This window comes from Nocardia higoensis NBRC 100133 (genome assembly GCF_000308595.1).
GTDB lineage: Bacteria > Actinomycetota > Actinomycetes > Mycobacteriales > Mycobacteriaceae > Nocardia > Nocardia higoensis.
Genome location: NZ_BAGA01000185.1, coordinates 54,580 through 66,611 on the forward strand (window position 1 = coordinate 54,580; position 12,032 = coordinate 66,611).

The 12,032-nt window shown below is 68.4% G+C and carries 14 protein-coding genes; 8 read left to right on the top strand and 6 right to left on the bottom strand.

The genetic code is table 11. The annotated features are described in order from the left end of the window. The first annotated feature begins 1 nt into the window (after position 1). The 4 genes from ON26_RS31170 to ON26_RS31185 are packed head-to-tail and all read left to right on the top strand — an operon-like array spanning position 2 to position 3,058. On the top strand, positions 2 to 949 hold the full coding sequence (locus ON26_RS31170) for an ABC transporter permease (protein WP_040801971.1): 948 nt from the start codon (positions 2 to 4) through the stop codon (positions 947 to 949). A gap of 46 nt (positions 950 to 995) precedes the next feature. Then, on the top strand, positions 996 to 1,916 hold the full coding sequence (locus ON26_RS31175) for an ABC transporter permease (RefSeq protein WP_040801973.1): 921 nt from the start codon (positions 996 to 998) through the stop codon (positions 1,914 to 1,916). A 30-nt stretch (positions 1,917 to 1,946) separates the two neighbouring features. Continuing rightward, a complete protein-coding gene (locus tag ON26_RS31180) occupies positions 1,947 to 2,570 on the top strand; it encodes an OsmC family protein (RefSeq protein WP_083884511.1) in 624 nt (207 codons plus the stop codon). After that, positions 2,567 to 3,058 carry a nuclear transport factor 2 family protein gene (locus ON26_RS31185; protein WP_051028047.1) on the top strand — a complete coding sequence of 164 codons (492 nt, stop codon included), beginning with the start codon at positions 2,567 to 2,569 and terminating at the stop codon, positions 3,056 to 3,058. The genes ON26_RS31180 and ON26_RS31185 overlap by 4 nt, the downstream gene beginning before the upstream one ends. A 72-nt stretch (positions 3,059 to 3,130) precedes the next feature. Here the strand turns inward: ON26_RS31185 and ON26_RS31190 are convergent, their stop codons facing one another. The 6 genes from ON26_RS31190 to ON26_RS31200 form a co-directional block, all read right to left on the bottom strand. Beyond that, positions 3,131 to 3,784, bottom strand: coding sequence for a TetR/AcrR family transcriptional regulator (locus tag ON26_RS31190; protein ID WP_040801975.1), 654 nt, complete (start codon positions 3,782 to 3,784; stop codon positions 3,131 to 3,133). 153 nt (positions 3,785 to 3,937) lie between these two features. Beyond that, positions 3,938 to 4,084 (bottom strand): hypothetical protein, encoded by a 147-nt coding sequence (locus tag ON26_RS34365; RefSeq protein ID WP_218000665.1) that lies wholly within the window; start codon positions 4,082 to 4,084, stop codon positions 3,938 to 3,940. Then, positions 4,071 to 4,502 carry a hypothetical protein gene (locus ON26_RS34370; RefSeq protein ID WP_218000666.1) on the bottom strand — a complete coding sequence of 144 codons (432 nt, stop codon included), beginning with the start codon at positions 4,500 to 4,502 and terminating at the stop codon, positions 4,071 to 4,073. The genes ON26_RS34365 and ON26_RS34370 overlap by 14 nt, the downstream gene beginning before the upstream one ends. Then, positions 4,502 to 5,164 carry an NAD(P)/FAD-dependent oxidoreductase gene (locus ON26_RS34375; protein WP_218000667.1) on the bottom strand — a complete coding sequence of 221 codons (663 nt, stop codon included), beginning with the start codon at positions 5,162 to 5,164 and terminating at the stop codon, positions 4,502 to 4,504. Before ON26_RS34375 ends, ON26_RS34370 begins: the two co-directional genes overlap by 1 nt. Next, positions 5,109 to 5,369 carry an NAD(P)-binding protein gene (locus tag ON26_RS35175; protein ID WP_218000668.1) on the bottom strand — a complete coding sequence of 87 codons (261 nt, stop codon included), beginning with the start codon at positions 5,367 to 5,369 and terminating at the stop codon, positions 5,109 to 5,111. Before ON26_RS35175 ends, ON26_RS34375 begins: the two co-directional genes overlap by 56 nt. Positions 5,370 to 5,655: 286 nt before the next feature. Next, on the bottom strand, positions 5,656 to 6,150 hold the full coding sequence (locus tag ON26_RS31200) for a hypothetical protein (protein ID WP_157172103.1): 495 nt from the start codon (positions 6,148 to 6,150) through the stop codon (positions 5,656 to 5,658). A gap of 355 nt (positions 6,151 to 6,505) precedes the next feature. Between ON26_RS31200 and ON26_RS31205 the strand changes: the two genes are divergently transcribed. The 4 genes from ON26_RS31205 to ON26_RS31220 are packed head-to-tail and all read left to right on the top strand — an operon-like array spanning position 6,506 to position 11,877. Then, complete coding sequence (locus ON26_RS31205) at positions 6,506 to 8,164, top strand: ABC transporter substrate-binding protein (RefSeq protein ID WP_051028051.1); 1,659 nt, start codon at positions 6,506 to 6,508, stop codon at positions 8,162 to 8,164. Positions 8,165 to 8,168: 4 nt separating this feature from the next. Beyond that, positions 8,169 to 9,344, top strand: coding sequence for an ABC transporter permease (locus ON26_RS31210; protein ID WP_083884512.1), 1,176 nt, complete (start codon positions 8,169 to 8,171; stop codon positions 9,342 to 9,344). Beyond that, on the top strand, positions 9,341 to 10,210 hold the full coding sequence (locus ON26_RS31215; RefSeq protein WP_040801977.1) for an ABC transporter permease: 870 nt from the start codon (positions 9,341 to 9,343) through the stop codon (positions 10,208 to 10,210). Before ON26_RS31210 ends, ON26_RS31215 begins: the two co-directional genes overlap by 4 nt. Further along, positions 10,207 to 11,877, top strand: coding sequence for a dipeptide ABC transporter ATP-binding protein (locus tag ON26_RS31220; protein WP_051028053.1), 1,671 nt, complete (start codon positions 10,207 to 10,209; stop codon positions 11,875 to 11,877). The genes ON26_RS31215 and ON26_RS31220 overlap by 4 nt, the downstream gene beginning before the upstream one ends. Positions 11,878 to 12,032 lie beyond the last annotated feature (155 nt).

The following is a 12,032-nucleotide window of genomic DNA, read 5'->3' on the forward strand; positions in this document are numbered from 1 at the left end:
GATGTGGCGTTACGTGGCGCGGCGCGCAGCGCAGGCCGTAGTGGTGTTGTGGGCTGCCTACACCGTGTCGTTCTTCATTCTGTTCTATCTGCCGGGTGATTCGGTGGACGCCGCGGTAGGGGCTTCGGCCACTGCCGCGGATCCCGCCGACCTGGCCCGCCAGCGGGCCGAATACGGTCTGGGCGACCCGGTTCTCTTGCAGTACACGCGTCACCTCGGCGGTGCCGTACGCGGTGATTTCGGTGTCTCCTTCGCCACGGGCAAGCCGGTGGGCGCACTCATCGGCAGCGCGCTACCGAACACCGTTGCGCTCACCTCGACCGCACTGGTGCTGGCGATCCTAGCCGGTAGCGCCATCGCGGTGGCGGCTACCTACCGGCCAGGCCATCGGCTCGCGAACCTGTTGCTGTCGATGCCGCCGCTGGCGATCTCGGTGCCGACCTTCTGGATCGGGCTGATGCTGATCCAGCTGCTGTCCTTCCGCGTCCCGGTGTTCCCCGCCTTCGGCGCCAACGGGGTTCGTGGCCTGATCCTGCCCGCGGTGACCCTGGCTGTCCCGACCGCCGCTCTGCTCGCCCAGGTGCTTGCGAAGAGTCTGTCGACCACGCTCTCGGAACCCTATATCCAGGCCGTACGGGCCAGGGGTGCGAGTCCGGCCCGCATCCATCTGCGTCATGCCCTGCGCAACGCCGCACTGCCCGCGCTCACGGTGGTGGGTCTGCTGGTGGGCGGGCTGCTGGCGAACTCAGTCCTCATCGAGACCGTGTTCTCCCGCAATGGACTGGGACGGGTCATCGTGGACGCTGTCACCGTGCAGGACACCCCGGTGGTGCTGGGCGTCGTGGTCTTCAGCGCGGCGGCGTTCGTGGTGGTGAATCTCGCGGTCGATCTCGTCTATCCGCTGCTGGATCCGCGGGTCGTGGTGGCCGCATCTGGCAGGCCACGGTGACCGTGCGGAGCGCCATGGCAGCGATGACACCGAGCAGGAGTTCGGAATGACCACCTCGACGATCATCGAACTCGCCGAGGACGCATCCGATCCCGACCCGTCCGAACAACTCGTATCGGGAGCGCGGTCCCGGGGCGCGCGGGCGGGAGAACTGGCGCGATTCCTGCTGCGCCGTCCCGCACTGGTCCTGTCGGCAGGCGTGGTCGCGCTGGTGGTGGCGGCGGCGTTCTGGCCGGAATTGCTCGCCTCCGGCGACCCGTTGCGGGCGGCCCCGGCGCAGCGCTTCACGCCGCCGAGTGCCGAACATTGGTTCGGCACAGATGAACTGGGGCGCGATCACTACACCCGCGTGGTCCACGGCACCGCACTGTCGTTGAAGGCCACCCTCATCGCTGTCGGAGTGGCGCTGGCCATCGGCGGTTTGATCGGGTTGCTCGCCGGATTCCTGCGCGGCTGGATCGAGGACGGCCTCATGCGGTTCGTTGATGTGGTACTCGCCATTCCGGCATTGTTCCTGTCACTGGCGTTGGTCACCGCGCTCGGGCACGGCATCGTCAACGTCGCGGTCGCGGTCGGCCTGGCCAGTGTGGCCGGATTCGCGCGAGTGATGCGGGCGGAGGTGCTGCGGGTCAGCCAAGCGGTGTTCGTCGACGCCGCGTGGTCGTGCGGCGCTCGCTGGTACAGCGTGATGATGCGGCACGTACTACCGAACGCCCGCGGTCCGGTGGTGGTGCTCGCCACCCTGGAGCTGGGCACCGCCGTGCTCGCGGTGTCGGCGCTGAGCTTCCTGGGCTACGGTGCGCCGTCGCCTGCCCCCGAGTGGGGCACGTTGATCTCCAGCGGCCGTGGCTACTTGGCGAATGCGTGGTGGTTGTCGACCATGCCAGGGCTGGTGATCGTCGCGACGGTGCTGTCGATCAATCGCATCGCTCGCGCGCTCGACGGCGAGTGGACCCGTCGGAGCTGAGTTCGAATCTTCGTGGACAAGGAGAAAAACATGACCGATACCGGAAACTTCGGTGTGCCCGCCGACGCGGTGCTCATTGCCGATCCGCCGGGACTGCCGCACCTCGACAATCCCGACCCCGGCTTGCGGGAGTACCTCTCCCACAAGCGGGAGGCGCTGCTGGCGATCGAGGCGAAGGCCGAGAGCGATCCTCCGATCGAGCCGATCGTGATCCGCGCGCACACCGTGGCTGAGGGACGCAGCGGGGTGCGCCGCATCAGAATCCGCGACCACCAGATCATCAGCGACTCCCCACCCGAGTTCGCCGGATACGACCTGGGGCCGGGTTCGCCGGAAATCCAGCTCGGCGTGCTGTCGAGCTGCTTGACGCACATCTTCGAAATCACCGCCGCACGTCACCGCATACCGCTCGATGCGCTACGCGTCGAAGTGGAGGGGGAGATCGAGCCGCGCCGTGGCAGGCCCGGATTCGAGGACGCGCCGGTCGAGCCGCACAATATCCGCTACCAGGTGTTCGTCACTTCCCCGGCGGCCGCCGAGCAGATCGACGCGTTGTTCGCCATCGTGGAAGCGCAGTGCCCGATCCTCGCGTTGCTGCGCAACCCCCAGTCGATCACCGGCACACTGACGCTCGAAGCGAGTGGAACGCGGTGACCTCCCTGGAGGATCGTCTCGCGCGCTTCGAGGCCGAATCCGAGATCAATCGCACCTTCTTTCGGTTCTTCGAACTCGTCGACGCCCGTCGCTACACCGATATCGGGCCGGAATGCCTGGCTCCCGACGCTGATCTCGAATATCATGTGCCCGCCCCGCATCGTCTGCTCGGCCGTGACGAGTTTACCCGGTACATGGTGAGTAAGGTCGCGCCGCGTTCCCAGCGGGTGGCCCATGTCCTCGGCCACACCGTCGTCGAATGGAACGGCAGCACTCCCCGGGTGAAATCCCGTGCGACGGTGTGGCACTGGTATCAGCAGTTCGCTGAAAAGGGGGACCTGCGCCCCGCGGACTGGACCACGGTCGGGCAGGTCGAAGACGAGTTCGCCCGGGTGGAGGGTCGTTGGCTCATCGCGCGGCGCGTCGTGACGCCCATCGCGGGAGTGGTCGCCGCGGGCGCTTCACCACCGAGCCTGCCCGACGCCTGATCCACGCGGGTCGGCCGCAACGACTCCAAGGAGCGTGGGGGCCGTCGGCTGCGCGCCGGCGGCCTGTCTCCATCATCGCCGCTCGGCGGCGATATGCTCGGGGGCCGCGTAGGCCCGGAGGAAGGTGTCCACCGCGTTCTCGGCGATCAGGCGCACATCCGCTGCGGGAACATCGCGGGTTCCCATCCGCGACCGCGACTCCGCCGACGCTGTCAGCAGGCCCAGAAGTTGTTCGGCGGCGCGATCCGGATCGCAAGGCCGCAGTTGCCCGTCGAGCACCAATCGAGCCAGCCGATCCGCCATCGCCGGCCCCAATCGGTCCGCGGTGCGGCCGTGCACCACATCGATCAACTCCGGAAACTGTGCCACCTGTGCGTAGGTCAACCAGCGCAAGGCACGCGAGCGGTGCTCACAGCAGATCGACAGTATGTCGCGTGCTACCTCGTTCAATGTTGTCCGCAGGTCGGCGATCGGCGTGCGCAACCGGTCGACCACCGCCAGATTGGCGGCGAACACACTCTCGGCCGTCGCCGCCATCGCTTCACCGAAGACCTGCTGTTTATCCGCGAAGTGGTTGTAGACGGTTTGTTTGGACACCCCCGCTGTCTCCGCGATGTCCTGCACGCTCGCCCGGTCGTATCCCTGGCATGAAAACACCTCGAACGCCGCTTCGAGAATCGCTCGCCGTCTGTCGATCCTGCCCCGTGAGGCCTGTGCGTCACCCACCCCCGAACTGTACCCACCGCGCCATAGTGGCAGACCCGTGAGTCCAGTTGACTGATCGGTGCCGCGCGAGGGCGGTGGCTCTGTCGCTGTGTCTCTGGCGAGAGCAAAGTCGCGTTCGGGGAACGCAGAGGCAGCCCGCGCGCTGTGCCGGTGTCAGACGCCGTGGGTGCCGACGAGCTGGTTCCATCGTGCGCGACTCGGACCCCCGTGTGGTGGTGTGAAGTCCGGGTGCTCGGCGAGCCAGTCGGTGACGCGCTGCCGGATCTCCGGCGCGGCGCAGGCCTCCTCAGGCAGAGCCATCAGGTGGCGCACCCGGGCTCGGGCGCGCATCACCTGCGGATCGTCCAGCGCGCACCATGGGATCGCGGCGCGGATCGCGGCCGCCGCTTCGTTGATTCGGGACCGGCGGGTTCGGGATCGCCCGGACCCAAGGCGTGTCCGAGCCGATGCGCACCGGCCTTGTCGGCTGCGACCTGGTAATCGAACCACAGCCCGAGGGTGTCGGTGATCCACTGGTGGTGTTCGACGACGAGTTCGGCATCGGCCGGTCGATCGGCGCGCGGGCGGCCACCCAGGCCGCGGTGCGCAGTACGAACGGAATGCCCATCCCGAACGTGGGATTGGTGTGCAGGACGCTGTCACCCACGCCGAGTAGTCCGGTGACGATCGGCCCGCCCTGGTCGACCGGGGCGGTGCGGCGGTTGTCGAGCCCGGCCATCACCCGCACCGAGCCGACCGGATCATGCGGCAAGGCAGACCATTCGGCGCGACCGGGAACTCTCTGGTCACCGCCTCGAACACGGCGGCATCGCGCAAAGCCGTGCGGGTCGGATCGCCGGTCGACACCGACAGATAGACCGCGAACATACGGTTGTCGCTGGGAAATACACCGCCGATGGCGAAGGGTGTGGAGCCGCCCGGCGCCGTCGACTCCGGTCGTCGCGGTGCGTCCGGACGCAGTCGATACCACCGGCAGAAAAAGGCGATGCCGGTGCGGTGGCTGTCGACGACAGGGGTGCGGGCGCCGTGGCGAATCAGCCAGCCGGGTATCGGTGACTTACGGCCCGCCGCGTCGATGACCAGTTCGGCGGTGAGCACCCTGTCCGGGCAGTGGACGCCGGTGACGTGCGGGGTGTCCGCGCGTCGGTCGACCGTCAGCCCCGTCGCCTGCGCGCCTCGGCGGAACGTGACTGCGGGCTGAGGATGGAGGGCCTCGCCGAGCGTGCGCTCCAGGACGATGCGCCGCGCCTGGATCGTCACCAGGTCGTCGTCTCCGGGCCGCCGCGGCGGGTGCTGTGGGAAGCGGTCGAACTCGTGTCGCTCCTCAGCGCCCGATCGCAGCATTGCCGCGTACACATCCGGCGCCTCGGCGCGCAGCACCGAACGAATCGAGGGCGAGCAGGCTGTGCGGCTGCGTCGCCTGCGGAACACCGGGCCGACGCCAGTCGAAGAAGTCGGATTCGAGATCCGCACCGGCGCTGCGGCCGTCCTTCTCCAGAACGGCCACCTGATGTCCGCGTCTATCCAGAAACAGTGCGACCGCCGATCCCGCAATCTCGCCGCCCACGACAATGATCCGCGCCATGTCGCAACCCCAATCCGATCGATGCCCGTGGACCTTACGTGTGACAGCCGCGGATGGGCCCGCTATAGCTCACCTCGAGCGAAACGCGGGGGCTGTGCAGGCGATGAATTCGGGGACTGTCGGCCGTCACATCACTCGAACGATCCGGCCGGTCAACCGAGGGCTGGTTCGGCACCGGTGACGCCCGGCGATGGACCTGGTGTTCGTCGTCCTCGGCTCGGTCGGACTGCTCCGCACTACCGCACGCACAGCCGCGGTCACCGAGGTGCGGAAAAGCGATCCGTTCTCAGTACACCGTGAAGGTGGTGACGCTCGCCGCGTGCGGCAGGTCGGTGGTGAGGGTGAATTCCACCCGGCCCGGACCCGGGGCGAGGCGGAGGTTGGCGATCTGGGGCGCGAGCCACCAGAAGGGGAAGCCGTTGCCCGCGCCGAGGAAGGCCGAGCCCGATCCGCTTGCCCCGGTGTCGAGGTTGCGCCAGTGCACCGTGGGGGTGACCGAGCACCAGGGCGCGGGTACGCCGAGCACCTTCAACCAGCCTTTGAGCTGGAGATCGACCACACCGGGGACATCGCCGTCGGGATAGACATTGCCGACGGCCCACACATCACCCGCGCATCCGAGACCGTGGGCGGCCGTGGTGGCCAGGGGGAGTTCGATCGGCAGATAGTTGCTAGCCCAGGCGGGGGAAGCGGCTCCGATCGTCAGTGCGGCCGTGGCGGCCACGACAGCGGACATCCTGCGTAGGTGTGTGGTGTCCATGACCTGGCTATCGGCGTACATCTCCGTTCGTTACCGGGTGGCGCCGCGGCCGAGGATTCCGCCTGCGAGGTTTCACTAAATCTAAATTGTTCCCGAAGGTGGGCTTTGTTGTTCCCGGGGGAGTGCAGCCCCAGACTCGGGAGTGTTGATCGCAGGAGCGGTCCGTTCGTCGGGTGGTGGAAGGGAGCAGAGATGGCCGAGTCGTGTTGTCGCGGCTGCCTGCTCGCGACCGCTTGTCGCCACTGAATTCTTTCCCCGACTTTCCCTGTCAAACCGCTGTGCGCGTGCCGAACAGGCGCGCGCCGCCCCGCGGTGCTCCTGACGATCCGCCGCGTGGCCGGGTGCAGGGGCCACCGCGGGGCTTCGAGGAGTCCGCATGTCAGAACACAGATTCCGGCGGGTCGGCGTACTGCTGGCCACCGCCGCCGTCTTCGCCGCCGCCACCCTGAGCGGGTGCTCGGCCTCGGGCCATCAGGTCGGCGCGGGCGACGACGGCGGTACCCCGGTCGCCGGCGGCACCCTGAAGTTCGCGGTGCTCGACGCACCGGCGAACCTCGACCCGCATTCGGGCAGTTCCTATCCCGAATCGCTCATCACCAGCAATATCTCCGACAAACTGACCTACCAGAACCCGGAGACCGGCGAGATCGAGCCGTGGCTGGCGAAGAGCTGGGACATCAATCCCGAGCTCACCGAGTTCACCTTCCACCTGCGTGACGACGTGACCTTCAGCGACGGCACGAAGTTCACCGCCGACTCGGTGAAGGAGAATTTCGACCTGCTCGGGCGCGGCAACAAGGAACTGGGCATCGTCCCGGTGACCGCGTACTGGGTCGGCTATGTGGACACCACCGTCATCGACCCGGTAACGGCGAAGGTCACTTTCGATCGCCCGAACGCCGGTTTCCTGCAGGCGGTTTCGCTGTACTTCTCCGGCATTCTCGGGCACTCCACCCTGCAACTGCCCAAACTGGAACGCAGCCTGCCGCAGAATCTGGTGACCACGGGACCGTTCACCGTCACCGAGCACGTCTACCAGCAGCGCACGGTGTTGCAGAAGCGCCCGGACTACAACTGGGCGCCCGCCAGTCGCAAGCATCAGGGCGCGGCCTACCTCGACACCGTGGAGATCAGCGTCATCCCCGAGGCGGGTGTGCGCACGGGTGCGCTGCGCGCCGGTGAGGTCGACGCGATCCTGGACGTGAACAACACCGACGAGGCCCCGCTCACCGCCGAGGGCTACCGCCTCGTGCCGCAGCTGATTCCGGGCCGCGACATCTCCCTCGATCTGAAGACGGACCTGTTCCCGACCAACGAACTGGCCGTGCGTCGGGCGATCCTGCTGGGCTGGAACCGTCCGGCGCTGGAGAAGACGGTGCTGACCGACAGCTACGCGCTGTCCAGCTCGGTGGTCTCGCGCCGGGTACCCGGCTGGGTCGACTTCTCCGACAAGCTGGTCCAGAACCGCGAGGAGGCCGAACGCATCCTCGACGAGGCGGGCTGGCGCAAGGGCGAGGACGGCATCCGGGTCAAGGACGGCCGCAGGCTGGCGTTGCGACTGCTCGGCATCAACAACCTGGTCAACAACAAGCCCGCCTACGAGCTGATCCAGCAGGATCTGCGCAAGATCGGCATCGAGATCGAACTCAACGTCCTGCCCATCCCGGACTACCAGGCCGCCGCCACCCAGCAGCAGACCTGGAACATCCAGGTGGCCAACCAGAGTCGCGCCGACATCGCCGTGCTCGAACAGGTCTACTCGCCGCAGTACACGAACATGTCCAAGCTCGCCCCGGAGAACCCGGCCTACCAGCGCGCCATCGACGTGCTCAGCGCCGTGAGCAAGACCCTCGATCCGGCGAAGCGAGCGGCCGCGGCCGAAGAGGCGCAGCGCTTCCTGCTCGAGGAACAGGTGCTCACCGTGCCGGTCTACAACCCGGCCCAGGTGACCGCCGCCGCCCCGCGGGTGCACAACATCGGCTACGAGGCGCAGTCGCGCAACGTCTTCTACGACACCTGGATCGAGCCGAGGTAGCGCCGTGACCCGATATCTTGCGGTACTGCGTTATCTCGGCGCCAAGATCGCCCAGGCCCTGTTCGTGGTGTGGGGCGCTTACACCGTGACCTTCGTGCTGCTGTACGCGCTGCCCTACGACGCCGTCGATGTGCTCTTCGGCCCCGGTGAGGCCGAGATGATGAGCGAAGCGGACAAGGCGCGGGCCAGGGAGTATTACGCGATCAGTGGCGATCTGCTCGGGCAGTACCTGAACCGGCTGGGCCATGCGGCACAGGGCGACTTCGGTGCCTCGACCCGCACCGGGGAACCCGTGTGGCCGCTGGTGCTCTCGGTGCTCCCGCAGACCGCCGCCCTGGCCGGTCTGGCATTGCTGCTCGCACTCGTGCTGGCCTTCACGATCGCTTTCACCGCGGTCTGGACCCGCAGCGAGCGGCTGGCGAACCTGATCGCCTCGCTGCCCGCCGCCGGGGTGTCGGTGCCGGTGTTCCTGGTGGGCCTGGCGCTGTTGCAGGTGTTCTCGATCCAGCTCGGCTGGTTCCCGCCGATCGGCAACGGCGGTTTCGACACCATGATCCTGCCCGCGGTGACCTTGGCGATCCCGGTGTCGGCGCCGATCGCGCAATTGCTGGTGACCAATATGGACGAGGGCCTGCGCTCGGGGTATGTGACCGTCTCGATTGCCAAGGGCTCCACCAGGTTTCGCGTCCTTTCCCGGGAGGTGCTGGTCAATGCGGGGCTGCCCGCGCTGACCATCGCCGGAGTGACCTTCGGAAATCTGCTGGCGGGCACGGTGATCGTCGAGACGGTGTTCTCCCGCTCGGGACTGGGCAGGCTGACCGAGACCGCCGTGCGCACCCAGGACGTGCCGCTGGTGCAGGCCGTGGTGGTCTTCGCCGCGCTGGTGTTCGTGCTCGTGAACCTGGCGGTCGACCTCGTCTATCCGCTGCTGGATCCGCGCCTGCGTGCCCGGTTCGCCACCAACGGCGAGGGTGTCACGAAGAGCGGCTCCGGCGAGGAAGCGCGGGCCGGCGACGAAGGTCACGCCGCCACCAGCGGCGCCGTCCCGGCGGGTGGCGCGGCCCGGACCGACGCCCACCTCGGCTCGAAGGGCCGGGTCGCCGAGAAGGTCCTGGCCGCCACGAAGGGCGAGATCGGAACGACGGGGCGGATCGGCACGACCGAGGAGGTGACGGCATGACGGCCGTCGCGGTTCCCGCCCCTGGTTCGGTGCCTGCGCGAGTCGTCGGTGCGGTGCGCTCCACGGCCCGGGCCGCGGCCGCCGCGCCGAGTCTGGCGGCGGCCTGGCTGATCGTGGCGCTGGTGCTGGCCTGGGCGGTGGTCCCGTCCTGGTTCACCTCGTACGACCCGCTCGAGGGCGACACCGACCAGAGCTTCCTCGGGCCCAGCCTCGCGCACCCCTTCGGCACCGACCGGCTGGGCCGCGATCTGCTCGCCCGTGCGATTCACGGCACCGCGACCACGGTTTCGGCCACCTTGGTCGCGGTCGCGGTCGGCTTCGTGATCGGCGCGCTGATCGGCCTGCTCAGCGGCTTCGCCGGCGGGCGCATCGATTCCGTCGTGATGCGCTTCGTCGACATACTGCTGGCCATCCCCGGTCTGCTGCTGGCGATGACGGTGGTCACGGCGCTGGGCTACGGCACCATGAACATCGCTCTGGCCGTGGGTATTTCCGCGGTCGCCGCCTTCGCGCGAGTCATGCGCTCGGCGGTGCTCAAGGTGACCGAGGCCGACTACGTGGAAGCCGCCTACGGGTCCGGCGCGGGTTTCGGCCGCGTCGTGTTCCGGCACGTGCTGCCCAACTCGCTGTCCTCGGTGCTGTCGCTGGCCGCGCTGGAATGCGGTTCGGCGGTGCTCTCGGTGGCCGCGCTCGGCTTCCTCGGCTACGGCGCGCCGCCGCCGGCGCCGGAGTGGGGCCTGGCCGTCGCCGAAGGCCGCGATTATCTGGCCACCTACCCGTGGATCTCGATCATGCCCGGCCTGCTCATCGCGGTGGTGGTGCTGTCCACCAATCGCATCGGCCGATCGTTGGGAGACAAGTCATGAGTGCACCGGAGATCGTGAAGCCGGCGGACACCGAGCCGCTGCTGCGGATCGCCGATCTCGTCGTCGACTATGCCCCCTCGAGCCGGTCGGCGCCGGTGAGCGCGGTGAACGGGGTCTCGCTGACCGTGCGACCGGGTGAATTCGTCTCCGTCGTGGGCGAATCCGGATCGGGCAAGTCCACCACGGTGCATGCCGCGCTGCGGTTGCTGCCGGGCTATGCGAAAGTGCGGGCCCGGGTGCTCGAACTGCACGGCCGCGATGTCAGCGCCGGGCGCGAGAAGGATCTCACGCCGTTGCGCGGCCCCTTCGTCGGCTTCGTGCCCCAGGACCCGGCGACCTCGCTCAACCCGGTGAAACGGGTCGGGGCACAGGTGTCCGAGGCGATCCGGCTGCACCGGCCCGTCGTCGCCCGGCGGGCGCGCACGATCGCGCTGGACAAGCTCGAGCAGGCCGGCCTGCAGGACCCGGAGCGGGTGTACGCGTGCTACCCGCACGAACTCTCCGGCGGCATGAAACAACGCGTGCTGATCGCCATCGCGCTGGCCAACGATCCCGCGCTGCTGGTGGCCGACGAGCCGACCTCCGCGCTGGACGTGACCGTGCAGAAGCAGATCCTCGACCGGCTCGCGGTGCTGCGCACCGAACTGGGGCTGGGGATTCTGCTGGTGACCCATGATCTCGGGGTGGCCGCGGAGCGTTCGGACCGGCTGATCGTCATGCGCGGCGGCCGGGTGGTCGAGGAGGGCCCGGTGCGCGAAGTGCTGACCGCGCCACGGGACGAATACACCCGCGAACTGATCGCGGCGGCGCCCTCCGCCCACGAAGGCCGCCTCACCGCGAGCGCGAAGGCCTCGGCCGCCCGGGCCGAGGCGACCGTGCCGGGCGGCGGTAGCGCCGCGGGCGGCCCACTGTTGCGGGTGCGGGGAGTCGACGTCACCTACGGTAGCGTCCGCGCTGCCGTCGACGTGGCCTTCACCGTGACCGCCGGCACCACGCACGCCCTGGTCGGTGAGTCGGGAGCAGGCAAATCCACGGTGGCCAGGATCGTCGCGGGTCTCGGTCGCGCCGACTCCGGCGAGCTGATCTTCGACGGCGCCGCCGTGCCGACGGGCGGGCGGCGTGGACGTAGGTCCAAGGAACTGCGCCGTGGGATCCAGTTCGTGCACCAGAACCCGTACTCCGCGCTGGACCCGAGCTACACGGTGGAGCAGATCGTGGCCGAGCCGCTGCGGGCCTTCGGCATCGAACGCGATCGCAGCCGGGTCCGTGACCGGGTGGCCGAACTGCTCGACGCCGTCGCGCTCGACTCCGCTCACCTGCGCCGCAAACCGGCCGAGCTCTCCGGCGGCCAGCGGCAGCGGGTGGCGCTGGCCCGGGCGCTGGCGGCGGGCCCGCGGTTACTCGTCCTCGACGAAGCGGTCTCGGCGCTGGACGTCTCCGTCCAGGCTCAGATCCTGCAACTGCTCGTCGACCTGCAGGCCGCCCAGGGGCTCACCTACCTGTTCATCACCCACGACCTCGGGGTGGTGCGGCTGGTCGCCGACGATGTGACCGTGATGCGGGCCGGACAGGTGGTCGAGACCGGACGCGTGGCCGATATCTTCACCTCACCCGGCCATCGGTACACCCGGGAACTGCTGGACGCAGTTCCCGGTGCGCGTTGTTAACAGCGCGGTTGCCGCTCACCGATAACATGATGCGTTCGATTGACGGCGGTTCTCCGGCGAAATGGAGAAAATGTCCGGAATGTGATGTACGAATTGTTGCGCCGGTCGAACCCATGAGTCGAGTGAATATCACTCTACGCAAATACCGACCCACC

Bases quoted from the DNA above. Each gene is read 5' to 3' on its own strand.
- ON26_RS31215 (WP_040801977.1), top strand. From the start codon at position 9,341: ATGACGGCCGTCGCGGTTCCCGCCCCTGGTTCGGTGCCTGCGCGAGTC.
- ON26_RS35175 (WP_218000668.1), bottom strand. From the start codon at position 5,369: ATGGCGCGGATCATTGTCGTGGGCGGCGAGATTGCGGGATCGGCGGTC.
- ON26_RS31205 (WP_051028051.1), top strand. From the start codon at position 6,506: ATGTCAGAACACAGATTCCGGCGGGTCGGCGTACTGCTGGCCACCGCC.
- ON26_RS34370 (WP_218000666.1), bottom strand. From the start codon at position 4,502: ATGGCCGGGCTCGACAACCGCCGCACCGCCCCGGTCGACCAGGGCGGG.
- ON26_RS31170 (WP_040801971.1), top strand. From the start codon at position 2: ATGTGGCGTTACGTGGCGCGGCGCGCAGCGCAGGCCGTAGTGGTGTTG.
- ON26_RS31175 (WP_040801973.1), top strand. From the start codon at position 996: ATGACCACCTCGACGATCATCGAACTCGCCGAGGACGCATCCGATCCC.
- ON26_RS31180 (WP_083884511.1), top strand. From the start codon at position 1,947: ATGACCGATACCGGAAACTTCGGTGTGCCCGCCGACGCGGTGCTCATT.
- ON26_RS31200 (WP_157172103.1), bottom strand. From the start codon at position 6,150: ATGTACGCCGATAGCCAGGTCATGGACACCACACACCTACGCAGGATG.
- ON26_RS34365 (WP_218000665.1), bottom strand. From the start codon at position 4,084: ATGGCTCTGCCTGAGGAGGCCTGCGCCGCGCCGGAGATCCGGCAGCGC.
- ON26_RS31220 (WP_051028053.1), top strand. From the start codon at position 10,207: ATGAGTGCACCGGAGATCGTGAAGCCGGCGGACACCGAGCCGCTGCTG.